Raw genomic sequence first — 23,662 nt, forward strand, 5'->3', positions numbered from 1 at the left:
TATGCATGAGGCGCAAACTAAGGGCACTCTGGTTCAGTCTTCTCGAGAAGGCATGAATTAAGGATACCGGTGTGGAGACAATTAAATCGGTTCTGTTTGCGTTCTCCATGCGTTGTACCTCGCACCCGGGAACCGTCATGTTCTTGTATACACGGTGTTTCGGGATTGGGTGGCATACTTTTTGGCCACTTAGTACAAGGCTTGAACACAATGACAAAACCTTGTTTATTATCCCATTTAAACCACTTTTATAGCAAGACGCCATTTTTTAACAAAGCATGCAGCCAAGGGCTGCCGGCGGTGTTAAAATCCGCGCCATGACACAGATACATCAACAAGTGCAGCTGCTCACCATCGAAGCTGAGCATGAAGGGCAGCGCATCGACAATTTTCTCAAGACTCAGTTAAAGGGCGTCCCCAAGAGCCTGATCTATCGCATCCTTCGAAAAGGAGAGGTGCGCGTCAACAAGAAACGCATCAAACCGGAATACAAACTCTGCGCCGGTGACGAGGTGCGGGTCCCTCCCGTGCGCGTGGCCGAGAAGAACGAATTGCCCTCTGCCAACCTCGGCAGCATCCAGCGTCTGGAGAGCCAGATCCTGTTTGAAGACGAGGCCATGATAGTGCTGAACAAGCCGTCCGGCATGGCGGTGCACGGCGGCAGTGGCTTGAGCTTTGGCGTCATCGAGGGGCTGCGTGCCCTGCGCCCGGAAGCCCGCTTCCTGGAGCTGGTGCATCGGCTCGATCGCGACACTTCCGGCGTGCTGCTGGTTGCCAAGAAGCGCAGTGCCCTGCGCAGCCTCCATGAGCAGTTGCGGGTCAAGACCATGCGCAAGCAGTACCTGGCGTTGGTGCGCGGTCAGTGGCAGTCACACGTCAAGGTGGTCAATGCGCCGCTGCGCAAGAACGATCTGCAATCCGGCGAGCGAGTGGTTCGGGTCAGCAGTGACGGCAAGCCCTCCGAAACCCGCTTCCGCATTGCCCGTCAATTTGCCGAAGCGACCCTGGTAGAGTGCAGCCCGATCACCGGTCGTACCCACCAGATCAGGGTTCATACCCAGCATGCCGGCCATCCCATCGCCTGTGATGACAAATACGGTGAGGCGGCGTTTGATGAGAAGATGCGGACCCTGGGGCTGAAGCGGCTCTTCTTGCACGCCTGGAAACTGAGCTTCACCCATCCGGCCGATGATCGCGAGATGCAGGTGGAGGCGCCGCTCGCTCCCGAGCTCGATGCCTTCCTGAACAAGCTGGCGCGCTGATGGAGCGCGTCCGACTCGCCATTTTCGATTGGGACGGCACCCTGATGGATTCGGTGGGGCGGATCGTCTCCTGTGTGCAAGTTGCCGCCCGCGACTGCGGTGAGGAAGTGCCCGAGCCGCAGTCCATCCATCAGATCATCGGGCTCAGCCTGGCGGTCGGCATTCCCCAGTTGTTCAATCTGGCAGAGGGGAGTGAGCGGGTCCAGGCCCTGATCGCCCGTTATCGTCACCATTATCTGCATGACGATACACCCAGCCCGCTGTTTGCCGGCGCTCGCGAGTTGCTTTCTGGCTGGCAGGCACAGGGCATTGGCCTCGCAATCGCCACGGGCAAGTCCCGAAGGGGCCTCGACAGTGTGCTGGATGAAACGGGTTTGCGTCCTCTCTTTGCCGCCAGCCGTGGTGCGGATGAAGCGAACTCCAAACCCGATCCCCTGATGTTGACGCAAATTCTGGATGAGCTGGGTTTTGCGCCGCACCAGGCGGTGATGATTGGCGACTCCATCCATGACATGGCGATGGCTGAGGCGTTGCAGATGCCACGCATCGGCGTCACTTGGGGTGTTCATGATCGTGCCAAGTTGGCCGAACATCATCCCGTTGCCATCGTCGATACCATGGATGAGCTGAGGCAACTGCTGGGCTGAGTGCGCACCGGGTTGATGAACACAGAAACAACAATGGGAGCCTTGGCTCCCATTGTTGTTTCTGTTTCCTGCTCAGGGCAGATTGAGGCCGTGACGTGCCAGCAACTCGATCAGGCCGATCAGGGGTAGACCGATCAGGGCGTTGGGATCCCGCCCTTCTAGCCCCTTGAACAACATGATGCCCATGCCTTCACACTTGAAGCTGCCGGCACAATCGAGGGGCAACTCAGCCTTTACGTAACGGCGCAAGGCCGCTTCATCCAGGGAGCGAAAATGTACGGTGAAGAGCTCCACGAGCTGCTCGACCCGGCCATTTGCGGCATTCAGCACACACAGGCCGGTATAAAAGGTGACGCTCTTGCCTTGGGCCATCATCAGCTGTGCCACCGCGTTATCCACCGTACCCGGTTTGCCGAGAATGCGGCCGTCACAGACGCACACCTGATCCGAGCCGATGATCAACCCCTGATCATGTTGGCGGGTGATGGCACTCGCCTTGGCATGGGCCAGGCGGCTGACCAGTGCCTCGGCCGGCTCCCCGGGCAGCGGGGTTTCATCGACCTCGGGGGAGGCGCATAGGAACGGCTGGCCGAGTTTTTCCAGCAGCGCCTTGCGATAACGGGAAGTGGAGGCGAGGATCAAGGGCGTGTGCATATGTTGATGATATCCATTTATAAATCAATTGGTTGATTCTAACTGTGGCAGAAGGTCCACGCAAACCACCCCGAGCGCCAGCGCAACACGCATGCTGGTGACCGAGAACGGCGATAACACCGCTTGATGAGGCAGGAGTACGACATGACAAGATTCGGTGTGCTGGCCCTGATGCTGCTCTCCCTCGCGAGCTGGGGGCAGGAGTGGCAACCAGGAAAGGGAGAGGGCGGGGTACAGCTCTGGACCCAGGCGCGCCCTCCGTCCCCCTTTCTGGCCTTGCGCCTGGAGATGCGGGTCAAGGCAGATCCAATGGCGTTGCTGACCGTGCTGCGAGACACCGCGCGCCATCGGGAGTGGTTGCCGTCCAGTCGCGAGGTACGGTTGCTGGCAAAATCCGGCCCCGATGATGATCTGGTTTACACCCGCTTGGCGTCCCCTTGGCCGGTGCAAGACAGGGAACTGATCACACGCTCCCATCTGAGCTTGCGGGCTGGCTGCGCGCTGGTGCTGGAGGTGTGGGCCGAGCCGGACGCCCTGGCGCCTCGCCCAGGTCTGTACCGGATCCGGGAGAGTGCCGGTCGCTGGGAGGCGCTGCCACAACGCGATGGCAGCACCCTGATCAGGCTCGAAAGCCATACCAACCCGGGCAGCCATTTGCCAGGCTGGCTGGTCAATCCAATGGCCATCAAGGCGGCGCTGGGCAGCTTTCAGGCCATACGTCGGTTGATGGAGGCCCAACCCAGAGCCGCGCCTAGGCAACACCTGCTCGGCGGTGGAGGCTGTCCTGCCGCGTCCTGAATCTGGAAATGGAGGTCAAGCCGGGTACCTGGCGAGCGGGGCACGGGATGGGGGAGGGATGTGCAACGGCATAAAAGGCTCACTGACCCCGAGATCCTGGCCAAGGGGGATGACTGCACAGGATCCTGTGCGGGATCCCGTGGTTTATGGCATAATCGGCCACCGATGAACACAAGTTCCTGCATGCAGGGGCTTGTGCAGGTAAAATCATCGGCGGTAAGGACTTTTTCCTTTGACTATCCCTTGTTGGACCTATAATATTCGCGCCCTATGCAAAAGGTGAAGTTGCCCGTTAAGGTTGATCCAGTCCGTAATGCCTTGAAGCTACTCGATTATGTCGGGATAGTGGAAAAGTCGCAGATGCCCAGACTGGAAGCATCAACCGAAGGCTTGCGAAGTGATGTGGACGTCACTCTGCAGTTTGGCAAAGATGTCCAGAAGTTGACCGTTATGAAAGGCACTGCCCATGCCAAGGTTGACCTGGTTTGCCAGCGTTGTGGAGAGGCTTTCGAGCACCTTTGTGAAGCTAGTTTTATTTACACTCCGCTGTTCGAGAGAACAAACGAGGAAGAGCTGCCGGAAGCTTATGAGCCCATTGAGTTGGACGAAAACGGCGAGATAGATCTTCATCAAATCCTGGAGGATGAACTCATCCTCTCGTTGCCTCAGGTGGCCATGCATCCCATGGATGTCTGCCCGCGAGGAAACATGGAAATGACTTGGGGTGACATCGAACCTGCTGATGAGCGGCCGAATCCCTTTGCAGTTCTTGAAGAGCTCAAACGTAAGTGAATTTTAGGAGTTAGCCTACCATGGCCGTACAACAGAACCGTAAAACCCGCGCCAAGCGTGGCATGCGTCGTTCCCACGATGCGCTGACCACTGCAGCCCTGACTGTTGATCAGACCAGTGGCGAAATTCATCGTCGTCACCACGTGACTGCCGATGGTTTCTACCGCGGTAAAAAGGTAATCGCTTAAGGATTGCCTTTGTCTACGCAAACTGTCGCGCTAGACATAATGGGGGGAGATATTGGCCCCTCTGAAACAGTGCCTGCCGCCGTGCAGGCACTGTCTCTTCTGCCTCAACTAAATCTTGTTCTGGTCGGTGACCAACACCTGATCTCCCCTCTGTTGCAGCAACATGGCTTGCTGACTCATCCCCGCGTTCGTCTCGTACATGCATCCCAAGTGGTTGGCATGGGCGAAAAGCCGATCGTGGCGCTGCGTACCCTGAAAGACTCCTCCATGCGGGTTGTGCTCAATCTGGTGAAAGCCGGTGAGGCCGATGCCTGCGTCAGTGCCGGCAATACCGGTGCCCTGATGGCCATGGCCAAATGCGTGCTCAAATCCCTGCCTGGGGTCGACAGGCCCGCCCTCATCAAGGCGCTGCCGACATTGAGCGGAAAACGCACAGTAATGCTGGATCTGGGGGCGAACGTGAGCTGCGATGCCGACACCCTGCTGCAATTTGCGGTGATGGGCTCCGTCGTGGCTGAGCAGGTCGAGGGGATAGCATCCCCCCGGGTGGCGCTGCTCAACGTGGGGGAGGAGGAGATCAAGGGCAATGACCTGGTACGCCACAGTGCCGAGTTGTTGCGCCAGTGCGCCGCGCTCAATTTTGTCGGTTTCATCGAGGGGGACAGGATCTTCAGCGGTGACAGCGACGTCATCGTCTGTGACGGCTTCGTCGGCAACGTGGCGCTCAAGACCGCCGAGGGCGTGGTGCGAATGATGGCCGAACTGGCAGGATATCCTCGCAAAAAACGCAGTTTTCTTGGTCGACTCGCCGGATTTATGTTCAAACGGCGTTTTTCTTACCTGAACCCCGACCAGTATAATGGCGCGAGTCTGTTAGGATTGCGCGGCATTGTGGTAAAAAGCCATGGGCGGGCCGAGCGCCGCGCTCTGTGTCATGCGATTCTGCTGGCCGCACAAGAAGCCAAACACCAACTTCCATTGCAAATTGCAGATCGCCTTGAATCTGTCTTTTCCGACAGGGATTTATAAAACTCTATGCATAGCAAAATTCTGGGTACTGGCAGTTATCTGCCGAGTTCGGTTCGTACCAACGCCGATCTTGAGCAGATGGTTGAAACCAGTGACGAGTGGATCGTGGAACGTACCGGGATCCGTGAACGCCGCATCGCCGGGAGCGACGAGAGCGTCGCGACCCTGTCTCATCAGGCGGCCTTGCGGGCGCTGGATGCCGCAGGCCTGACCGCCGCCGATCTGGACATGATAGTGTTGGCGACCACCAGCGCCGAGAACGCCTTCCCGGCCGCGGCCTGCGAACTGCAGGGGCTGCTCGAGGTACCGGGGATCCCGGCCTTTGACGTGGCGGCGGCCTGCGCCGGTTTCACCTATGCGCTCTCCATTGCCGATCAGTTCGTCAAGTCCGGCGCCGCTCGCCACGTCCTGGTGGTCGGTGCCGACGTGCTCTCCCGCATGTGCGATCCGGAAGACCGGGGCACCATCATTCTGTTCGGGGATGGAGCCGGGGCCGTGGTGATCGGCGCGAGCGAGACACCCGGGATACTGTCTACCCACCTGCATGCCGACGGCCGTTATGGCGAACTGCTCAAGTTGCCGCAGCCTCGCCGTGGCATGCCGGGTGCCGAGCTCGAAGCCTACATGTACATGAAGGGCAACGATGTCTTCAAGGTCGCGGTGACGCGCCTGAGCGAGATCGTGACCGAGACCCTGGCTGCCGCCAATATCGATCCGAGCGAGCTGGACTGGCTGGTCCCGCATCAAGCCAACTTCCGTATCATCAACGCCACCGCCAAGAAACTAGGCATGGGGCTCGACAAGGTGATCCTGACCCTGGATCGCCACGGCAACACCTCCGCCGCCTCCGTGCCCATCGCCTTCGATGAAGGGGTACGTGACGGCCGGATCAAACCGGGTCAGCTGGTGCTGCTGGAGGCCTTCGGCGGTGGTTTTGCCTGGGGCTCAGCGCTGGTTCGCCTCTGATCTTCAGCGGGAGGGGGCCCTGCACCATCCCGCGACCGATTTCGTTTTCGTCTTACCTTAAAGGAATCAATGATGACCCAATTTGCCATTGCCTTCCCGGGACAAGGCTCCCAAACCGTCGGCATGCTGGCCGAGCTGGCCGAGCAACACGCCGTGATCAAGGAAACCTTCGCCGAGGCGAGCCAGGTGCTGGGTTATGACCTGTTCGCTCTGGTCATGGATGGTCCGGTTGAAGATCTGAACAAGACCTGGCGTACCCAGCCAGCGCTGCTGACCGCCTCCGTCGCTCTGTGGCGTCTGTGGCAACAGCAGGGTGGGGCAACCCCCGCCGTCATGACCGGTCACAGCCTGGGGGAATATTCCGCCCTGGTGTGCAGCGGTGCTTTGGCCTTTGGCGACGCGGTCAAACTGGTTGAACTGCGTGGTCTGGCCATGCAGGAAGCGGTACCGGAAGGGACAGGCGCCATGGCCGCCATCATAGGTTTGGACAATGAGGCCATCGCCGCCAACTGCGAAAAAGCGGCGCAAGGTCAGGTAGTGTCCCCGGTCAACTTCAACTCTCCGGGCCAGGTGGTGATCGCCGGTCACAAGGAAGCGGTTGAGCGCGCCAACGTCTTGATGAAAGAGTCTGGCGCCAAGCGTGCGCTGCCGTTGCCGGTCTCCGTACCCTCCCACTGTGCCCTGATGAAACCGGCGGCAGAAAAACTGGCGGCTGCGCTGGACGGGATCGAGATCAAGGTTCCAACCATCGCAGTCATCAATAATGTCGACGTATCCTGTGAACAGGATCCGGCCGCCATCAAGCAGGCCCTGGTGCGTCAGCTGTTCAGTCCGGTCCGTTGGTCCGAGACGGTGGAGCGGATGGCCAATGAGGGTGTCACCCTCGAGATCGAGATGGGGCCGGGCAAGGTATTGACCGGGCTGGCCAAGCGCATCGACAAGCGCGTGGAAGGTATTCACGCCAACGATGCCGCCTCTTTCGAGCTGGCGCTGGCCCAGTCCAAGTAAACAGGAGCAGATCATGAGTTTTACCGATAAGGTTGTGTTGGTGACCGGTGCCAGTCGTGGCATCGGCCGGGCGATTGCCGAAACATTTGCGGCCCGTGGCGCGAAAGTCGTCGGCACTGCAACCAGCGAGAGCGGCGCAGCGGCGATCAGCGCCTATCTAGGTGAGCAGGGTTGCGGCATGGCACTGAACGTGACCAGTCCGGAATCCATCGAAACTGTCTTTGCGGCCATCAAGGCACGTTTTGGCGACATCGACATCCTGATCAACAATGCCGGCATCACCCGCGACAACCTGTTGATGCGCATGAAAGATGATGAATGGAATGAAATCATCGACACCAATCTCACCTCACTGTACCGTCTGAGCAAGCCGGTATTGCGTGCCATGATGAAGAAGCGTCACGGTCGCATCATCAGCATTGGCTCCGTGGTTGGTACCATGGGCAATGCGGGCCAGGTCAACTATGCCGCCGCCAAGGCAGGCCTGGTTGGCTTTACCAAATCGTTGGCACGGGAAGTGGCGTCCCGTGGTATCACAGTGAATGCGGTTGCGCCCGGTTTCATCGAGACCGACATGACCCGTGCCCTGAATGACGATCAACGTGCCGGCATCATGAATCAGGTGCCTGCCGCCCGTTTGGGCGATCCAAAAGAAATTGCCGCAGCTGTGGTATTCTTGGCATCTGATGACGCCGCCTATATCACTGGCGAAACCCTGCATGTTAATGGCGGGATGTACATGGTGTAATCAATTTGTCGTGAGATCTGTTCAAATTTGCGATAGTACGCCGAAGTTTGGCGAATTTCGTGGTTTGACCAGCGGCAAGCTACTTGCAAACTCACGTCAATTGAATAAACTACCCCAACCAGACGCAATAGCGTATTTTTAAAGGAAAATTCAGGTCATGAGCAACATCGAAGAACGCGTAAAGAAAATCATCATCGAACAACTGGGTGTTAAAGAGGAAGACGTTAAAAACGCTGCCTCCTTCGTCGACGACCTGGGCGCTGACTCTTTGGATACCGTTGAACTGGTAATGGCGCTGGAAGAAGAATTCGATACCGAAATTCCTGATGAAGAAGCCGAGAAGATCACCACTGTTCAAGCGGCTATCGATTACATCACCGCTAATCAGGAATAAGTTCCTGTTCTGAAAGAAGCGGCCCAAGGGCCGCTTCTTTTATGTTTACCCTTTTCAAAATAGCTTTCGGAGACTAGCTCAGTGTCAAAACGCAGAGTCGTGGTGACCGGCCTGGGGATGCTTTCCCCGGTGGGCAACACTGCCGAATCCAGCTGGCAAGCCCTGCTCAACGGGCAGAGCGGCATTTCTCCCATCGAACACTTTGATGCCAGCGAGTTTGCGACCCGTTTCGCAGGCCAGGTCAAAGAGTTTGATCCCGAACAGTACGGTATCAACCGCAAAGAAGCCCGCAAGATGGATCCCTTCATCCAGTACGGCGTGGCGGCGGGGATCCAGGCACTGGATGACTCGGGTCTGGTGATCAACGAAGAGAACGCAGAGCGGGTTGGCGTTGCCATAGGTTCCGGCATCGGTGGTCTGGGTCTGATCGAACAGAACCACAGCAGCCTGATCAACGGTGGCCCGCGCAAGCTGAGCCCCTTCTTCGTACCGTCCACCATCATCAATATGGTGTCCGGTCATCTTTCCATCATGAAGGGACTGCAAGGCCCCAACATAGCCGTGACCACCGCCTGTACCACGGGTACCCATGCCATCGGCATGGCCGGCCGCATGATCGCCTACGGCGATGCGGACGTGATGGTGGCCGGTGGTACCGAGAAAGCCTCCACCCCGATGGGGATGGGTGGTTTCGCGGCGGCCAAGGCGCTCTCTACCCGCAACGACGAGCCGCAAAAGGCAAGCCGCCCGTGGGACAAGGATCGCGATGGTTTCGTGCTGGGTGATGGCGCCGGTGTGCTGGTACTGGAAGAGTACGAACACGCCAGGGCCCGCGGCGCCAAGATCTATGCCGAGCTTGTTGGCTTTGGCATGAGTGGCGACGCCTATCACATGACGGCACCGCCCGCTGATGGCAACGGTGGCGCTCGCGCCATGAAGAATGCCATCAAGGATGCCGGCATAGCGCCGGAGGCGATCGGTTACATCAATGCCCACGGTACCTCCACCCCGCTGGGTGATGTGGCCGAACTGCGTGGCATGAAAGAGGTGTTTGGCGATCATGCCAAGTCCCTGATGATCAGCTCCACCAAGTCCATGACCGGCCACCTGCTGGGGGCGGCGGGGGCCATCGAGGCGATCATCACTGTGTTGGCCCTGCGTGATCAGGTGGCACCGCCCACCATCAATCTGGACAACCCGGATGAGGAGTGCGATCTGGACCTGGTGCCCCATGTGGCCAAACCCGGCCAGTTTGAATATGCCCTCTCCAATTCGTTTGGTTTCGGCGGCACCAATGGCTCCCTGATCTTCAAACGCGTATAATTCGCTTTGGGCGAAATGATAAGGCCCGATACGACTGTATCGGGCCTTTTTTATCGGAGGGATCCCCTTGCTGATTAATGGAATACCGACAGAAGCAGTGTCCGCCCGGGATCGAGGGCTGACATACGGGGACGGCCATTTCACTACCATGTTGGTGAAACAGGGGCAGGTGATCTGGTGGCCGGCACACCTCGCCAGGTTGCAGCATGCCTGCGCCAGACTGGGGTTTGCTGAGCTTCCCTGGGATAGCCTGGCCGCCGAAGTGGCGCAAGTGGCAGCAGGGCAGACGCAGGCTGTCGCCAAGATAGTGCTGACCCGTGGCAGTGGGGGACGGGGCTATGACGGCGCGGGATGCAATACGCCTACCCGCATTGTCTCCCTGGCGCCATACCCGGCCCACTATCTTGACTGGCAGCAAAACGGCATCGCGGCCCTGGTCTGTCAGCAGCAGCTTGGTGATGCTCCCATGCTGGCAGGGCTCAAGACCCTGGGTCGTCTGGAACAAGTTCTGCTCAAAAGCGAACTTGCCGCGCGGAGCGGAGTCGAAGGTATAGTCTTGAACAGCCGTGGATTTCTGGTAGAAGGGGTCAGTGCAAATCTGTTTTGGCGCCGTGGCAAGACGGTGTTCACACCGGATCTCGCCCGCGCCGGGATCGATGGCATCATGCGCAAGCGCGTGATGATGATGCTTAAACAGATGGGTATTGAACTGCGTGTCGTGGAGGCTCCGCTGGAGTCACTGTGGCAGGCCGAAGAAGTCTGGTTGACCAATACCCTGATGGGCATAGTGCCGGTCACCAGCATTGGGGATATGCACTATCCCAGCCCGGTATTGATCCGCCGTTTACAGGAGCGTTTGGTCATTGAAGTTTAATTGGCTCTACACCCTGCTCGCGGGGGCAGCCCTGACCGTTGCCGTCGCCGGGGGTTATGTATATTACAAATGGCAAGAGGTGGAGACGCTCACCAACAAGGGGCCGACGCGCCTCTTTACCGTCGAAAAAGGCGCCCATGCGGCGCGCCTGATTGCCGAACTGGGGGAGGGGGAAACCAGCCCCTGGGCGGTGCGGCTCTGGCTGCGTGGCCACCCCGAACTGGTCGCCATCAAGTCTGGTACCTATGAGATCAAGGAAGGGGCCCCGCTCAAGGAGACTCTCTCCCTGTTTGCTTCCGGCAAGGAATTTCATTTCAGCCTGACCTTTGTCGAAGGTTCCCGTTTCGAGGACTGGTTGAAACAGCTCTCGAGCGCCCCTTACCTGGAGCGGCTGACCGTGGAGCAGAGCGAGACTGAGCTGGCGCAGGAGCTTGGCATCGAGAATGGCAAGCTGGAGGGCTGGTTCCTGCCGGAAACCTACGCCTACACCACCCATGCCAGCGACATCTCCATCCTGCGCCGTGCCTATCAGGACATGAAGACCTTCCTGCAGGAGAACTGGGAGAAGCGGCAGGCCAATCTGCCCTACAAGACGCCCTATGAGGCGCTCATCATGGCCTCCATCATCGAAAAGGAGACGGGCCAACCGGACGAGCGGGCGCAGATCGCTTCCGTGTTCGTCAATCGGTTGCGCCTTGGCATGAAGCTGCAGACCGATCCCACCGTCATCTACGGGGTGAAGGACAGGTACGATGGCAATATTCGCCGCAGCGATCTCACCGATGTGAACCCCTACAACACCTATGTCATCGATGGCTTGCCGCCGACCCCCATCGCCATGCCGGGCAAGGCTTCCATCGAGGCGGCGCTCAACCCCAAGTCGACCGACTATCTCTATTTCGTCGCCAAGGGGGGCGGGGCCCACTATTTCTCCAAGACCCTCGATGAACACAATCGGGCGGTCCGCGAATACATATTGAAGAAACCCTAATGTCTAAATTTATCGTGATTGAAGGACTGGAAGGGGCAGGGAAGAGCTCCGCGGTGCGCTATGTGACCGACTACCTGCATGCCCATGGCATCGACAGGATTGAGTGCACCCGTGAACCGGGTGGCACCCCCCTGGCGGAGCGGATGCGCGCCATCGTCAAGGAGGTGCACGACGAGCGCCTCACCGTCGAGGCCGAATTGCTGCTGATGTATGCCTCCCGGGTGCAGCTCGTGGAGACCCGGATCAAGCCGGCGCTGGCCGAGGGCATCTGGGTGGTCGGTGATCGTCACGATCTCTCCTCCCAGGCCTATCAGGGGGGCGGTCGCGGCATAAATGCCCAGCTCATTGGCGCCATCAAGCAGGCGGTACTCGGTGACTTCAAGCCGGATTTGACCCTCTACCTCGATATCGATCCCGCCCTCGGTCTGCAACGAGCACGCCATCGCGGTGAGCTCGACAGGATTGAGCTGGAGCAACTCAGTTTCTTTGAGCGCACCCGCGCCCGCTACCTGGAACTCGCGGCCAGGGATGACACCATCCTGGTGATCGATGCGAGTCAGACGCCGGATCGGGTCAAGGCCGCCATCGAGGCTGCACTGGCCGACAACCTGAAAGATGAGTTCCCATGTATCCCTGGCTGATCCCGGACTGGCAGGCCCTGAGCCAGACCGCCCAGGCCGGTCGCCTGGGCCACGCCTGGCTGCTGCTCGGGGATCCCGGCCTTGGCAAGGAGCAGCTTGCGGAACGATTGGCGCACCTGCACCTCTGCCAGCAGCCGGATCGCGGTGAACCCTGCGGTCACTGCCACGCCTGCCAGTTGCTCGACAAGGGTCATCATCCGGATCTCGGCACTATTAGCGCCGATAGCAAGAGCATAGGGGTCGAGGCGATTCGCGAGATCTGCGGCCGCCTGCAGAGCACCTCCCAACTGGGGCGCGGCAAGGTGGTGATCATTCCGGACGCGGAGCGGATGACGGAGTCCGCCGCCAACGCCCTGCTGAAAACCCTGGAAGAGCCGGCCGGCGACAGTCTGCTGTTGCTGATCGCATCTCAGGTTTCTCGCCTGCTGCCCACCATCCTCAGCCGTTGTCACAAGCATGTCTGTCAGCTGCCGACGGAGGGGGAGACCCTGCGCTGGCTGAGTGAACAGGGCCATCAGGCCACCCAGGCCCAGGTGCGGATCTGTCAGGGGGCGCCGCTTCGGGTACTCAGTTACCTCGAAGAGCAGCAGGATGGAGCCAGACGGACGCTGCTCGAGAGCTTCGTCTCCCTGTCGCAGACGCCGACCAGGGCGGCGAGTGTCTGCTCCCAGCTGGCGGAGGAGAGCCAGATCAGATTGCACTGGTTGCAACTCTTCCTGTGCGATGCCCTCAAGACCCAGGCGGGCTGTGGCCACCACCAGCTGGCGATGCCGGATCTGGCCGCCCTCAGCGAGCAGCTGGCCAAGCGCCACTCCAGCGAAAGATTACTGGAGGCGGAGCAGCAGCTCGTCGCCCTGAAAGCCGCCTGCCAGCCGGGTCAGCTCTCCAATCCCACCATCCATCTGATGAACTGGCTCAATCGCTGGTTATGACAAGATACAAGGTTGTCTATGTTACTCGTTGATTCCCATTGCCATCTCGACCGTCTCAGCTACGGCAGCAAGCAGACCGACATGGCCGATGTCTTGGCCAAGGCCGCGAAACTGGATGTGGGATATTTTCTCTGTGTCAGCGTGACCCAGGCGCAGTTCCCGACCATGCTGGCGGCGATCGCCCCTTATCCCCAGGTGTTTGCCTCCTGTGGCGTCCATCCGCTCAATCAGGATCCCGGGGTGGATGCCGCCTTGCTGTTGACCCAGGCCGCCGACCCTCGCGTGGTGGCCATAGGCGAAACCGGGCTCGACTACTTCTATTCGCCGGAAAACAAGGATGTGCAGCAGGCATCCTTCCGGGAACATATCCGGGTAGCCCGGGCATTGAACAAGCCCCTCATCATCCATACCCGGGATGCCCAGCAAGACACCCTGCAGATCATGCGCGAAGAGGGAGCCGATCAGGTGGGAGGCGTGCTGCACTGTTTCACCGAATCGCTAGAGATGGCCGAGGCCGCCATGGAGATGGGCTTTTACATCTCCATCTCGGGGATAGCCACCTTCAAGAATGCCTCGGCACTGCAGGCCGTGGTCAAGGCATTGCCACTGGAGCGATTGCTGATAGAGACGGACTCTCCTTATCTTGCCCCTGTTCCTCACCGGGGGAGGGAGAACGAGCCTGCCTTCGTACGAGACGTCGCGCAATTTATTGCCGATCTACGGCAGATATCGCTTGCCGAATTGGCAGAGGCCACCAGCCACAATTTCTTTGAGCTATTCAAGCTGGCGAAAAAATAACCCCAAGGAGCCCCGACAGACGGGGCTCTTTATTTAAAATCATCAGCCTGATTGCCCACGGCAATATCAACCACCCGCCTCGTTATCTCTCACTCCGTATCCGACACGGACCCATCTTCTGGATAACGTTTTCTCCGGATATAGAGTAAGCCAGTTTATTATCTCCGTGAGGTTGGAGGCATTGAATCAATACTTTTTAAGTATCGATAATATTCATTATCGATACTTGATGGATCGGAAAGATCCTGTAAGATCCTCCTAAACTCCATATCGAATCATAGACTTACGTGACCTATCCAACCATTTCACCACCTGTTCATCAGTCACTGCAGGCGGTATTCGATCCTGCACTCAATAGCCGGGCGCGGCGTTTCCTGCGCAGCGCAAAAGCGGATTCCACCCTCAATGCCTATCAGGCAGACACCCGTATCTTCGTATTCTGGTGCCAGTTGCATGGACTTGATCCGCTGCAAACCAGCCATCACGACATCATGAACTTTCTGGCGGATCAGGCTGACGGCATATTGGCCGACTGGGTATGGCTGGATAAAGAGGAGGGGAAGGGGGAGCTGCGCAACGGGGAGCCTCGAAAACCGGCCACCCTGGTGCGGCGGCTCGCCGGTATCCGCTATGCCTTCAAGCAGAAGGGCATTCATCCCATGCCGACCGAGCATGCGGAAATAAAGGAGATGATGCGGGGCATAGTGCGCCTCGGGGATAACCGCAAACGCAAGACGGGAGCCCTGACTCTGCAACCCCTGACCCAGGTGCTCGACGAGATAGACACTTCCACCCTGGCGGGGCTGCGGGACCACACCCTGCTGCTTTTGATGTTCAGCGGCGCCCTGCGCCGCTCAGAAGCAGCTCGTATCGAGGTGAGCGATCTCGACTTCGTGGGGCAGGGGATCCGGCTACGGCTCAAGCCGAGCAAGCATCAACTCCATGAAACCGAAATCGCGCTCATCCCCGGCAAGCACTATTGCCCGGTAACCGCTCTTGGCCGCTGGTTGAAAGCGAGCCGCATAAGCCAGGGTCCGCTGTTTCGCCGCATGACCCGCTGGGGGCAGCTCACCGCAGATCCCCTGGGCCCGCAAGGCATCAACCTGATGATCAAGCGGCGAACCGGCCAGGTCATCGACGATCTCTATGTCAGTGGCCACAGCCTGCGCCGAGGCTTCATCACCTCGGCGGTGACCGCGGGCAAGCCCATGAACAAGATCATCGAGGTGACACGGCACAAGGACATGCGTACCCTGCAGGAGTATTTCGACGATGCGCACAAGTTCTCCGATCATGCCCTCGCTGGCTTACTGTAAAATAACCGCGTCTAGGTATTTTTTATGTTAAATACCATCCGATTGATTTGATGATATATTTATCGCACTCCGACGCAGTGCCGGTGAAGGGAAAAGAGCCGGGCACAGACGGCGGCTCTCACCCCTGGCAAGGGAGAGTCTCATCCTGCCGAATAGAATGAGAGATAACAAACCAGGAACTCTTAGTTAGCAAGGTCACATGAGCCAGGAAATGAAGATGAATGTGGCGCAAGACAATGCCGAGCGGCAACGCCAACACGTGAAACGCAAGCAGGAAACCCACAGCAGGCTGCAATGCTGGATCAGCAATCGCCATGCCCAGCGGTTGCAAGAACTCGGTCTGCACCTGGAGGACAATCAGGCCTCCCTCATCGAGCAGGCGATCGATCTGCTTTACCAGCACGAGCTGGTGCCCCAGTGGCGATCGGAGAAAGCACTCGCGGAGATCAGCGAATAAAAAAAGCCAGGTACGAATTCCTTGTACCTGGCATAGGGGAATTGGCTCCTTGCAGAGCCGTGCGCTAATTGATATGCGGATTGCCTTAAGCTTAGACAAGGTGCGAGGCATTTCAAGAAGTGACTAAAAGTTCAACCAGAGTGTGGGTTTTCCAGACTCGAACAGGTGTCAGTCCTTGAAATGGCCGCCGGCATCTCACTCATTGAACAAGTTGTTGTCCCGCACCAGCTCACGGGGCAGGGCATTCTTGATGCGGCTCCCGACCCATTTCCCCATACCAAGCGGGTGACCTTGATAACGGACGATCACTTCCCCCGTTCCCGGGGCCAGCTCGGGCCAGACATCCCGTCCCATCATGAATTCACGCCCGTTGGCAGCATCCAGCTCGACACACCCCCGGGTGGCCAGACTGCCGTAGGCCAGTGCCCATTCGTGGGTGAGGCGATAACCCTTCTTGAAGGTTTCTGCCAGCTTGATGCCGATGCGATCGAAGCGCAGCTTGCCCTGCACCTGCTCAAAGGCGTGAGGGAAGAGCCAGATCTCGTCATTGCGACCAAACAGCTGACCCCGCGCAGCGACCCCGAAGCTCGCTTCTATCTCCTGCAACATGGGCTCGGCCTCTTTCGCCGGCAGAGGGGAGAAGGGGAACTTGCCGAGCTTGCCCGGCTTGAACATGGTGTTGGGCACTGAGTGGTGCTTGCTGATCCTGGCGACGAAGAAGCCCTCGCTGTCGAAGATCTGGGGCCAGACATGCAGGTAACCCTCGGGGGTGCAGGCTTGCCCGGCACCGGGGAAGAAAGAGGCCAGGGAGTCGACGCTCAGGGCGTCGCCGAACTTGTCTTGTAGCGACTGACAGACCGCCTGGTTCTCCTGCAGGCTCAGGGTGCAGGTAGAGTAGACCAGCACGCCACCGGGTTTGAGGGCGTGGAAGGCGCTCTCCAGCAGCCCTTGCTGCACAGCGGCAATCTCCTCGATGCTCTCGAGACTCCAGTTGCGCAGGGCATCTTCATCCTTGCGCACCGTGCCTTCCCCCGAGCAGGGGGCATCGAGCAGGATGGCATCGAAGGTTTCCGGCAACCACTGACCAAACACCTTGGCATCGAAATGGGTCATGGCCACATTGGTCACGCCACAGCGCTGGATATTGGCGCTCAGCACCTTGAGCCGGCTGCTGGAAAACTCATTGGCAACCAGCATGCCCTGGTTGTTCATCAGGGCCGCTACCTGGGTGGTCTTTGAGCCGGGCGCCGCCGCCGCATCCAGCAGCATGCCATCGTGCTTTATCCGCTCGCTGGCAAAGAGCGCCGTCACCGGCAGCATGGAGCTCGCCTCCTGGATGTAGAAGAGGCCGCACAGGTGCTCGGCAGTGTTGCCAAGGGGCACGCTCTCGTCGGCCCGGGTCAGCCAGAAGCCGGTTTCGCACCAGGGCACGGGATCCAGCTGCCAGCCCAGTGACGCCATGCGTGTCACGAAGTCGGGCACGGAGATCTTGAGGGTGTTGACCCGGATGCTGCGCCGCAGCGGCCGCCGACAGCTCGCCACGAACGCATCCATGGAGAGGTGGGTCGGCATGATGTCCGCGATATGACGCAGGAAGTGTTCGGGAAGGTAGGTATTGTCGTGCACAGTGCAGTCTCGCTGACCCAAAAGAGGGGCGACATAGTACCACAGGGGTCGGAATATTCTGAATGGGCGATGGGTAAAACGAACAAGCCCGGCACTGGGCCGGGCTTGGGTCAAAGGGTCAGGGGAGCATCAGGGCTGGATGCGGGGGCTCCACTCCAGCCACTCCTTCTCCGCCTTGCCATGAAGCGGGTAGCTGTGGCCGGCCTTGACGGTCGGCCCCATCTCCCGCTCCGGGGTGTTGAAGGCGATGCCGCCGGCCAGCAGGCTCTGCACTGTTTCCACCTCTATGGTGCCGCCGGTCAGGCCGATGTCGGCCTTGACTCCGGACACGTTCCAGAAGCGGCTGTTGGCGCGCACCAGGTGAGCGTAATTCCTGTCGACGTTCACCTCGAACAGCACCTCGCTGCCATCACGGGCCAGCGCCACACCGCTGACGCTACCCACCACCATCTTGCGAAACAGCAGGGGGCTGCCGACGCTGATGCCGTTCACGGAGGGGCTCTTGAGGGTCAGGGCCAATCCGATGGGGGCGCTCAGACTCAAGGGGAAGTGCTCCTTGCCCGCGCCCTGGCCCGGGCTTGCCTCCACGAAGGCGCCCTTGATCAGGGTGTCCAGATGGGAGACGCCCCCCAGCCCAAGCTTGGCCTGCACCAGGGTGTAGCGTGCTCCGCTCTGCAGGAAGCGGGCGGCATACTGCCCATCCAGCTCGGCCTTGAAACGCACCTGGCCCAAGGTGGGATCCAGCTCAACCTGCTCCACCTTGCCGATGTCCACACCGCGATAACGGATGGGGCTGCCCACTCCGAGTCCGGGGTTGCTGTCGGCGGTCAGGGTGAGGGTGCGGACCTGGGTACTGGCCTGCGCCTTGCTGTCAAACAGCTGATGGCTGCTGCGGCCGGTGCCGAGCAGGTCAAACTCGATGGCACCCCGCAGCAGGGTGGCGAGGTTTCCCATCTTGACCTGCACGCCGTCGAGCCGGATCTTGCCCTCGATGGCCGCCTTCTTCCAGAACTGGGGCTGCTGCCTGAGCAGGGGCGCATAGACGGCGTCGATCTCCAGGGTGATGGCCACCCCGCGTTCCTCGGCTTTCAACGCCTTGACCTTGCCCGCCTCCAACCCCAGATAGAGGACGGGGGAACCCACGCCAATCCCGTCTGCTTGCTCGGCGTGCAGTGTCCAGCGCTCGGGTTGGGCGTTGCGACTACCGAGCAGGGCCAGTTCCTCGCTCGGATAGAGGCGGTCGATACGATCCCCCCCGGCAGCCTGGACCAGCTTGATCCCACCCGCCAGCCAGGCACTTGCCGGGCTGGTCTCCACCTTGACGCCGCTCAGATCGGCCTGGACCTGCAAAGGGGATGCGCGATAGAAACGGGCCCGTTTCAGCAGATGTTGATAGCGCTCATTCACCACCAGGCTGACGCTGGCATTGCCGCTGGTATCCAGGGTCAGCGCCCCCAGCTGGCCTATCTGCAACCCCTTGAACCAGAGCGGTGCACTCTCGTTCAACCCGGCGAGATCGTCCGCCTGCAGGGTGAGCTTGATCCCGCTGATCTGGGCCTGGCTCTCCAGCGCCATGGTCTTGACCTGCTCGCCCGCCACATAGTCGAGACGGATGGCCGGTCCGGTCAGCAGGCGATCCGCGTGCTTAACCCCTGTGGGGGAGAGGGAGACCGTCTCCCAGACCAGGCGGCTCTTGCCGGTCATGCGAAATGCCTGCTCGGGGTTGATCAGCGCCGTGACGACCCGGCCCTGCTCGGTCAGGCGAATGGGATCAATCCTGCCAATCTCGATCCCTTCATAGAGGATGGGCATGCCATCCTTGACGGGCAGAGAGCCCGCCTGGATGGTGATGCGCTCGCCCCGGGCCGCCTCTGCCAGCCCTTTATAAAGGGTGAAATTGAGCCCCTTTTGCGCGACAGGCGACGCTTTGGGGGAGTCGAACGCAATGCCGCCGCTCAGGATGGAGGTGAGGCTACCTGCCTCCACGCTGACGCCAGCCAGGCTGAAGGAGCCCTTGATGCCGCTGATGTTCCAGAAACGGGTATCCACCTTGACCAGGTGCTCGAAGCGCGGCTCTATCACCAGATCCAGGATCACATTCTGGTTGTCCTCTCCCAGGCGGGTATTGATGACACTGCCGACCTCGATCCCGCGGAAGTAGATCCTGGCTCCGATGCCGACCGAGCCCAGCGAATCGGCGGTCAGGTGCAGGGTCCGCCCCTGGGCCTGATAGCCGGGGGGAGGGCCGTCCAGAGCATCGAACTCATCCTCCAGCGGGTTGTTGTCACGGCCAGGTTGCAGGTTGATGTAGTTGCCGGAGACCAGGGTATCTAAACCGGAGATCTCGGTGAGGGAGGCCTTGGGGCTTACCAGCCAGAAGTCAGACCCCTTGCGAATGAGCGGGCGGGCACGGCTGTCGACCTTGGCGAGCACGGCTATCTTGCGACCGTCCTGAGCCAGCTCCAGTTCCTGAACCACCCCGATGGCCACCCCCTGATAACGCAATTGGGTCTTGCCCGGCAAGATGCCGTTACCCTGGGCAAAGTTGATGCGAATGAGCTGACCACTGGTTGTCCACTGCTGGTAGATGAACCCCCCTGCCAGCAAGAGGGCGATGAAGGGCAACAGCCAGACTGGAGATAACCAGCGACGTTTCTCAATGACGGGTTCAGCCCCGATCATACCGACTCCTTAAGTTGGCTGTGATGCACAGCACATCCGATACAGAAAAAATGCATTAACGGGCCGCCTTGTCCCATAACAGACGGGTATCTAGCATCCGGGCCGACATCATGGTGAGGATCACCACGCCGGCAAAGGCGGTTGCCCCAGGCCCGGCCCGTACGTTGAGCAAGACCCCGCGGTCCACCAGAGCCACCATCAGCGAGATCACGAACAGATCCAGCATGGACCAGCGACCGATGAAATCGATGATGCGATACATGATGAGCTGACGCTTGCGCCGCACCGGTTTGCTGCGTTGCAACTGCCAGCAGATCCAGCCCAGCCCCAGTATCTTGCCGATGGGGACTATGATGCTCGCAGTCAGCACTATGGTAGCGATGCCCGACATCTTGCTGCGATAGAGCGCAATGATACCGCTGAAAATGGTATCGGACTGCAGTAATCCCTTGTTGTAGAAGTGGGTGATGGGCAGCAGATTCGCGGGCAGCAACATGAAGCTGGCGAGCGCCAGCAGCCCCCATGACCAGGCGAGCGAATGGGGGATCCGCATCTGCAAAGGGCTGTGGCAGCGGGGGCAACTCATGGCGCTCTGGTAACGCACCAGTAGGCCGCAGGTGTGGCAGCGGCAAAGCCCCAGTTCACGGGCGCTGGTCGGGATCATGATCCGGCTCCTGCGAGGCGTTTTGTAGCGGTATCTTCTCCCAATAGGGGGCAGGATCAAAGAGGATCAGCAGCGTCATGTTGAGCAGCATCAAGATTCCCAGGCTGAGCAGGCCGCCCCCCAGACGCACGTCGGCGATGTCAATGAGCTTGAACAGGGCGACCATCAGACTGACGATGTAGACCTCCAGCATGGCCCAATGCCGGAACACCTCTACGGCCTTGAGCGTCGGGGCCAGTATGTGCCAGCGCTTGGCAAGGCCGGAGGCGAGCGCAAAGATGCCGAGCAGCAGCCCCACTGGCGCCAGCACTGCGCACCAGAGCACCAGGCTCGCCACCCAGAGTTCGCCCTCCCCAAACAGCATCAGAATGCCTTTGAGCAGGTTGGCATCGGAATTGACACCGGCCAGGCGCAGGTAGAGCAGGGGTTCGAAGAGGGTGGAGGGCAGCAGCAGGAAGCCGGTGATGGTGAGGGCCATCAACTGGGAAGGACGAAAGGCATAGCGACCATAGAGATGCTGGTGACAGCGAGGACAATGGGCGTGACGACGCAGGGGCAACAGCTTGCGTTCGATCAGCAAGTCACACGCCGGGCAGACGATCACGGAGTGGGGATCCGACATACGATTCAACCTGTTGAAGGAATTGATAAAATTTACCCTAAAACACCTTCGCTGTCTTGCCGGAGCTCCGTCTCTGGCCAAGAAAAGATGGCCCGGCCTGCCAACTCCCAGGGCAATAGAAAGAAACACGGGACAGAGGGCGCGTTGGCGGATCCTGAGTGATATTTGCAATACTGTATATTCATACATATACTTGCAGTCACTATCATGAGGAGTACGCCACTATGGCCGTTGAGATCAAGTATGTTGTCGTGCGTGGGGGAGTGGAGAAGATGACCTTTGCCAGCAAGAAAGAGGCGGATGCCTATGACAAGCTGCTGGATACCGCCGATGAACTGATGACGCTGCTGGCCGGAGCGCCTGTCCAGCTGGCGCCCGAGCAGCAGGAGAGCCTGGCCTTTTACCTGGCCGAGCAGCGGGATCTGCTGCAAAACGTGCTGCGCGGTGGCAAGGGGCAGGGGATCAGCCCCAAGGAAGACAAGGTGGACGCCGAGAAGCCCAAGGGAAAATCCCTCAAGAGCGTAGCCTGACAAGGAAAGGACGGGGCAGGGCATCCAGCCCTGAGCCCCGCACCACAATATTCATGCAGGGCCCATTTCCAGTCATTCTTGTCGCTATTTACCCCGAGGAATCTCCAACAAGAGTGCATATTCATTGAATAAATACCGTGTTCCATCTTGACCGGTGTCTGTCAGGAGACCCTCGACGACACATCCTCGCGCCATCTGGTATCCCCTGATGCCGATAACCCCATTTATCGGCATCAGGATTGCGCGGCACCGGGCCAGCCTCACTCAACAAGACTCACAAGCACCATCATGACTCATCCGTCACTGCCGCCCGCCATGCCGCTGTTCGATAATCTGCTCCATCTGGAGGCGGGCAACCCCCAGGTCAACCAGTATCTGGCCACCCTCAGCCTGGGCAATGTCCCCGATGCCGGCCTCGTCTATGAGCTGACCGTCGACTGGCTGCTGGAGCAACGCCACAGCGAGAACAACTACAAGACCTACCGCAGCGAGCTGACCACCTTCCTGCATTGGTGTTTCTGCGAAGTGGCCATCAGCCCCAAGGACCTCACCAGGCGCATCATGATGCGCTACCTCGACTACTGCCAGGCACCGCCACAGGCGCTGATCGCATACCGAAACGTAGCCCAGTTCGTGCTCGACAAGGAGTGGGGAGAGCGGCTGCCCAACCCCTTGTGGCGACCGTTTCTCGGCAAGCGGGAACTGGGCCGCGAGCTGCCATATCGCCTGAGCGAGCAAGCGATGAAAACCAAGCTCGCCATACTGTCGGCCTTTTTTCAATTCCTGATCCAGGAGGAGTACATAGACCGCAATCCAGCACTCTTGCTGCAACGGGTAAAGCGGCCGAACAGCCAGGACGCCGGTGAAGAGGCCCAGTCCTTTACCGAATTGCAGTGGTCCTATGTGATGCAGGCTGCCGAACAGCTGGCAACCGAATGCCCGGCCCAGCATGAACGCAGCCGGTTTCTCATCTGCCTCATGTACGCCTGTTATCTGCGTATCTCCGAGGTGGCGGCCAGACCGGGCTTCAGCCCCGTCATGAGCCAGTTTCGCCGCGACAGCAAGACCGGGGTCTGGGGTTATGACATACCGCGCAGCAAGGGTGGCAAACGCCGCACAGTGGCCGTCTCACAAGCCTTGCTGGATGCATTGGCACGCTATCGCACCTTTCTTGGGCTCTCGCCGCTGCCAGCCCCGGGCGAACAGACGCCGCTCTTCGTGCGCCACAAGGCGGCCGCCCATGGCCGTGAGCAAGGCGAGCTCAATGCCAATCTCGGCATCCGCCAACTGCGGGACCTGGTGATGGCGGTCTTCGAGCATGCCGCCAACCTGGCCGAGCAGGATGGCTTTGCTCAGGATGCCGCCGAGATGCGCACCCTGACGCCACACTCCATCCGCCATACCGGCATCACCCACGACATCAATCTGCATGGCCGGCCGCTGTCACACGTGCAAGCCGACGCTGGACACGACAGCATAGACACCACCTCCAAATACCTGCACACCGGCAACATCGAGCGGCACGAGAGTGCCAACCATAAGCCTCTGAATCTCCTGCATGAATGAGTGCCGGTACGCAGACTGCGCAAAAAGCATCAGTGTATCGGCCAAGTGTCAGATTGCGGGAAAATATGCCTGCCAGTCACCCATCAACCTAACCGCGCATAATGTATATTATGTTAAATGATGTATGCTTGATTCCTGTTACCGCCAATTGAAC

Annotated in this window: 25 protein-coding genes; 20 read left to right on the forward strand and 5 right to left on the reverse strand. The window is 59.4% G+C overall.

The annotated features are described in order from the left end of the window. The first annotated feature begins 317 nt into the window (after nucleotides 1-317). Nucleotides 318-1,262, forward strand: coding sequence for a 23S rRNA pseudouridine(955/2504/2580) synthase RluC (rluC, locus tag KI797_RS09935; RefSeq protein WP_202619452.1), 945 nt, complete (start codon nucleotides 318-320; stop codon nucleotides 1,260-1,262). Continuing rightward, nucleotides 1,262-1,909: an HAD family hydrolase gene (locus tag KI797_RS09940; protein ID WP_226172860.1), complete on the forward strand. Its 648-nt coding sequence runs from the start codon at nucleotides 1,262-1,264 to the stop codon at nucleotides 1,907-1,909. Before rluC ends, KI797_RS09940 begins: the two co-directional genes overlap by 1 nt. 72 nt (nucleotides 1,910-1,981) lie before the next feature. Here the strand turns inward: KI797_RS09940 and KI797_RS09945 are convergent, their stop codons facing one another. Next, nucleotides 1,982-2,563, reverse strand: coding sequence for a Maf family protein (locus KI797_RS09945; RefSeq protein ID WP_226172861.1), 582 nt, complete (start codon nucleotides 2,561-2,563; stop codon nucleotides 1,982-1,984). A 144-nt stretch (nucleotides 2,564-2,707) separates the two neighbouring features. On the opposite strand from KI797_RS09945, the gene KI797_RS09950 reads away from it, so the two are divergent. The 16 genes from KI797_RS09950 (at nucleotide 2,708) to KI797_RS10025 (ending at nucleotide 15,818) form a co-directional block, all read left to right on the forward strand. Next, nucleotides 2,708-3,361, forward strand: a complete 654-nt coding sequence (locus KI797_RS09950) for an START domain-containing protein (protein WP_226172862.1) — start codon at nucleotides 2,708-2,710, stop codon at nucleotides 3,359-3,361. 270 nt (nucleotides 3,362-3,631) lie between these two features. Beyond that, nucleotides 3,632-4,153, forward strand: a complete 522-nt coding sequence (gene yceD, locus KI797_RS09955; RefSeq protein WP_025326977.1) for a 23S rRNA accumulation protein YceD — start codon at nucleotides 3,632-3,634, stop codon at nucleotides 4,151-4,153. 20 nt (nucleotides 4,154-4,173) lie between these two features. Continuing rightward, on the forward strand, nucleotides 4,174-4,341 hold the full coding sequence (gene rpmF / locus KI797_RS09960; RefSeq protein WP_005300935.1) for a 50S ribosomal protein L32: 168 nt from the start codon (nucleotides 4,174-4,176) through the stop codon (nucleotides 4,339-4,341). 9 nt (nucleotides 4,342-4,350) lie between these two features. Continuing rightward, a complete protein-coding gene (gene plsX / locus KI797_RS09965) occupies nucleotides 4,351-5,370 on the forward strand; it encodes a phosphate acyltransferase PlsX (protein ID WP_226172864.1) in 1,020 nt (339 codons plus the stop codon). Nucleotides 5,371-5,376: 6 nt separating this feature from the next. Next, a complete protein-coding gene (locus tag KI797_RS09970; protein ID WP_005329561.1) occupies nucleotides 5,377-6,336 on the forward strand; it encodes a beta-ketoacyl-ACP synthase III in 960 nt (319 codons plus the stop codon). Nucleotides 6,337-6,408: 72 nt separating this feature from the next. Beyond that, on the forward strand, nucleotides 6,409-7,344 hold the full coding sequence (gene fabD, locus KI797_RS09975) for an ACP S-malonyltransferase (RefSeq protein ID WP_226173070.1): 936 nt from the start codon (nucleotides 6,409-6,411) through the stop codon (nucleotides 7,342-7,344). Nucleotides 7,345-7,357: 13 nt separating this feature from the next. Further along, the gene (fabG, locus tag KI797_RS09980; RefSeq protein ID WP_042866380.1) at nucleotides 7,358-8,092 is read left to right on the forward strand and encodes a 3-oxoacyl-ACP reductase FabG; all 735 of its coding nucleotides are present in this window, start codon (nucleotides 7,358-7,360) and stop codon (nucleotides 8,090-8,092) included. Between the two features lie 157 nt (nucleotides 8,093-8,249). Beyond that, nucleotides 8,250-8,486: an acyl carrier protein gene (gene acpP / locus KI797_RS09985; RefSeq protein ID WP_005300909.1), complete on the forward strand. Its 237-nt coding sequence runs from the start codon at nucleotides 8,250-8,252 to the stop codon at nucleotides 8,484-8,486. An 81-nt stretch (nucleotides 8,487-8,567) separates the two neighbouring features. After that, nucleotides 8,568-9,809: a beta-ketoacyl-ACP synthase II gene (gene fabF / locus KI797_RS09990; protein WP_226172866.1), complete on the forward strand. Its 1,242-nt coding sequence runs from the start codon at nucleotides 8,568-8,570 to the stop codon at nucleotides 9,807-9,809. Nucleotides 9,810-9,876: 67 nt separating this feature from the next. Continuing rightward, nucleotides 9,877-10,683, forward strand: a complete 807-nt coding sequence (gene pabC, locus KI797_RS09995; protein ID WP_226172867.1) for an aminodeoxychorismate lyase — start codon at nucleotides 9,877-9,879, stop codon at nucleotides 10,681-10,683. After that, complete coding sequence (mltG, locus tag KI797_RS10000; RefSeq protein ID WP_226172868.1) at nucleotides 10,673-11,674, forward strand: endolytic transglycosylase MltG; 1,002 nt, start codon at nucleotides 10,673-10,675, stop codon at nucleotides 11,672-11,674. The genes pabC and mltG overlap by 11 nt, the downstream gene beginning before the upstream one ends. Further along, nucleotides 11,674-12,315, forward strand: coding sequence for a dTMP kinase (tmk, locus tag KI797_RS10005; RefSeq protein WP_226172870.1), 642 nt, complete (start codon nucleotides 11,674-11,676; stop codon nucleotides 12,313-12,315). The genes mltG and tmk overlap by 1 nt, the downstream gene beginning before the upstream one ends. After that, nucleotides 12,300-13,247 carry a DNA polymerase III subunit delta' gene (holB, locus tag KI797_RS10010; protein ID WP_226172872.1) on the forward strand — a complete coding sequence of 316 codons (948 nt, stop codon included), beginning with the start codon at nucleotides 12,300-12,302 and terminating at the stop codon, nucleotides 13,245-13,247. The genes tmk and holB overlap by 16 nt, the downstream gene beginning before the upstream one ends. A gap of 18 nt (nucleotides 13,248-13,265) precedes the next feature. Then, complete coding sequence (locus KI797_RS10015; protein ID WP_226172873.1) at nucleotides 13,266-14,045, forward strand: TatD family hydrolase; 780 nt, start codon at nucleotides 13,266-13,268, stop codon at nucleotides 14,043-14,045. 287 nt (nucleotides 14,046-14,332) lie between these two features. Further along, nucleotides 14,333-15,361 carry a site-specific integrase gene (locus KI797_RS10020; RefSeq protein ID WP_226172874.1) on the forward strand — a complete coding sequence of 343 codons (1,029 nt, stop codon included), beginning with the start codon at nucleotides 14,333-14,335 and terminating at the stop codon, nucleotides 15,359-15,361. Nucleotides 15,362-15,560: 199 nt separating this feature from the next. After that, nucleotides 15,561-15,818, forward strand: coding sequence for a RepB family protein (locus tag KI797_RS10025; protein WP_226172875.1), 258 nt, complete (start codon nucleotides 15,561-15,563; stop codon nucleotides 15,816-15,818). 195 nt (nucleotides 15,819-16,013) lie between these two features. Here KI797_RS10025 and rsmF read toward each other — a convergent pair whose 3' ends face one another. From rsmF to KI797_RS10045, 4 genes are all read right to left on the reverse strand, one after another. Further along, a complete protein-coding gene (gene rsmF / locus KI797_RS10030; RefSeq protein ID WP_226172877.1) occupies nucleotides 16,014-17,444 on the reverse strand; it encodes a 16S rRNA (cytosine(1407)-C(5))-methyltransferase RsmF in 1,431 nt (476 codons plus the stop codon). A 129-nt stretch (nucleotides 17,445-17,573) separates the two neighbouring features. Then, nucleotides 17,574-20,126, reverse strand: a complete 2,553-nt coding sequence (locus KI797_RS10035) for an MlaD family protein (RefSeq protein WP_226172879.1) — start codon at nucleotides 20,124-20,126, stop codon at nucleotides 17,574-17,576. 55 nt (nucleotides 20,127-20,181) lie between these two features. Next, the gene (locus KI797_RS10040; protein WP_182785493.1) at nucleotides 20,182-20,790 is read right to left on the reverse strand and encodes a paraquat-inducible protein A; all 609 of its coding nucleotides are present in this window, start codon (nucleotides 20,788-20,790) and stop codon (nucleotides 20,182-20,184) included. Beyond that, nucleotides 20,768-21,412, reverse strand: a complete 645-nt coding sequence (locus KI797_RS10045) for a paraquat-inducible protein A (protein WP_226172881.1) — start codon at nucleotides 21,410-21,412, stop codon at nucleotides 20,768-20,770. Before KI797_RS10045 ends, KI797_RS10040 begins: the two co-directional genes overlap by 23 nt. 224 nt (nucleotides 21,413-21,636) lie before the next feature. Between KI797_RS10045 and KI797_RS10050 the strand changes: the two genes are divergently transcribed. Beyond that, nucleotides 21,637-21,942 (forward strand): YebG family protein, encoded by a 306-nt coding sequence (locus KI797_RS10050; RefSeq protein ID WP_139750698.1) that lies wholly within the window; start codon nucleotides 21,637-21,639, stop codon nucleotides 21,940-21,942. A gap of 288 nt (nucleotides 21,943-22,230) precedes the next feature. Then, a complete protein-coding gene (locus KI797_RS10055; RefSeq protein WP_226172882.1) occupies nucleotides 22,231-23,508 on the forward strand; it encodes a tyrosine-type recombinase/integrase in 1,278 nt (425 codons plus the stop codon). The last annotated feature ends 154 nt before the right edge of the window (nucleotides 23,509-23,662 follow it).

This window comes from Aeromonas media (genome assembly GCF_020423125.1).
Lineage (GTDB): Bacteria > Pseudomonadota > Gammaproteobacteria > Enterobacterales > Aeromonadaceae > Aeromonas > Aeromonas media.

Coding starts and splice junctions, on each gene's coding strand:
- KI797_RS09945 (WP_226172861.1), bottom strand. CDS start 2,563: ATGCACACGCCCTTGATCCTCGCCTCCACTTCCCGTTATCGCAAGGCG.
- KI797_RS10055 (WP_226172882.1), top strand. CDS start 22,231: ATGACTCATCCGTCACTGCCGCCCGCCATGCCGCTGTTCGATAATCTG.
- KI797_RS10035 (WP_226172879.1), bottom strand. CDS start 20,126: ATGATCGGGGCTGAACCCGTCATTGAGAAACGTCGCTGGTTATCTCCA.
- KI797_RS10025 (WP_226172875.1), top strand. CDS start 15,561: ATGAGCCAGGAAATGAAGATGAATGTGGCGCAAGACAATGCCGAGCGG.
- KI797_RS10040 (WP_182785493.1), bottom strand. CDS start 20,790: ATGATCCCGACCAGCGCCCGTGAACTGGGGCTTTGCCGCTGCCACACC.
- fabD (WP_226173070.1), top strand. CDS start 6,409: ATGACCCAATTTGCCATTGCCTTCCCGGGACAAGGCTCCCAAACCGTC.
- rpmF (WP_005300935.1), top strand. CDS start 4,174: ATGGCCGTACAACAGAACCGTAAAACCCGCGCCAAGCGTGGCATGCGT.
- acpP (WP_005300909.1), top strand. CDS start 8,250: ATGAGCAACATCGAAGAACGCGTAAAGAAAATCATCATCGAACAACTG.
- KI797_RS10015 (WP_226172873.1), top strand. CDS start 13,266: ATGTTACTCGTTGATTCCCATTGCCATCTCGACCGTCTCAGCTACGGC.
- KI797_RS10050 (WP_139750698.1), top strand. CDS start 21,637: ATGGCCGTTGAGATCAAGTATGTTGTCGTGCGTGGGGGAGTGGAGAAG.
- fabG (WP_042866380.1), top strand. CDS start 7,358: ATGAGTTTTACCGATAAGGTTGTGTTGGTGACCGGTGCCAGTCGTGGC.
- KI797_RS10045 (WP_226172881.1), bottom strand. CDS start 21,412: ATGTCGGATCCCCACTCCGTGATCGTCTGCCCGGCGTGTGACTTGCTG.
- yceD (WP_025326977.1), top strand. CDS start 3,632: ATGCAAAAGGTGAAGTTGCCCGTTAAGGTTGATCCAGTCCGTAATGCC.
- holB (WP_226172872.1), top strand. CDS start 12,300: ATGTATCCCTGGCTGATCCCGGACTGGCAGGCCCTGAGCCAGACCGCC.
- rluC (WP_202619452.1), top strand. CDS start 318: ATGACACAGATACATCAACAAGTGCAGCTGCTCACCATCGAAGCTGAG.
- KI797_RS09970 (WP_005329561.1), top strand. CDS start 5,377: ATGCATAGCAAAATTCTGGGTACTGGCAGTTATCTGCCGAGTTCGGTT.
- KI797_RS09950 (WP_226172862.1), top strand. CDS start 2,708: ATGACAAGATTCGGTGTGCTGGCCCTGATGCTGCTCTCCCTCGCGAGC.
- tmk (WP_226172870.1), top strand. CDS start 11,674: ATGTCTAAATTTATCGTGATTGAAGGACTGGAAGGGGCAGGGAAGAGC.
- KI797_RS09940 (WP_226172860.1), top strand. CDS start 1,262: ATGGAGCGCGTCCGACTCGCCATTTTCGATTGGGACGGCACCCTGATG.